This window comes from Pseudomonas sp. SIMBA_068 (genome assembly GCF_046534705.1).
Lineage (GTDB): Bacteria > Pseudomonadota > Gammaproteobacteria > Pseudomonadales > Pseudomonadaceae > Aquipseudomonas > Aquipseudomonas putida.
The window spans coordinates 1-398 of the sequence record NZ_JAWRYI010000090.1; the positions used below are offsets into that span (position 1 = coordinate 1).

The 398-nt window shown below is 65.3% G+C and carries 1 pseudogene; it reads right to left on the minus strand.

The window, feature by feature from the left end:
- Positions 1-222, minus strand: a pseudogene (locus tag SB756_RS28300) (3-phosphoshikimate 1-carboxyvinyltransferase); the annotation flags it as partial.
- Positions 223-398: the final 176 nt, after the last annotated feature.

Sequence of the window (398 nt, forward strand, 5' to 3'; positions counted from 1 at the left end):
GGTGTCGTCCGGCTCATCGATGGTCACGCCCATCTGGCGCAGCGCCACCGACATATGGCGGGTGTCATCGCTCTTCAGCGCACCACTCAAGCGGCTGGTGCCCTTGGCCAGGGCCGCCAGCAACAGGGCGCGGTTGGTAATGGACTTGGAGCCGGGGGGCGCGACCTTGCCGTTCAGGGGGAAGTTGGGCGGTGTCACGGTCACGGTTTTCTGCGAACTCAAGGTACAAGGCTCCTGGTCAAGGCAAGGTGGCTGGCGCGGCCAACGGGCGGACCCGAATAATCGGGTATAGGCGCGGTGCTTGTCGAGCGGGGATCATCGCCGAGCGGCATTTTCCGCAGTGCGGTCGGTGCTCGGGTGGTTCAGGCCGCTACCGGTCCCAGGACAAGAGCTGTAGG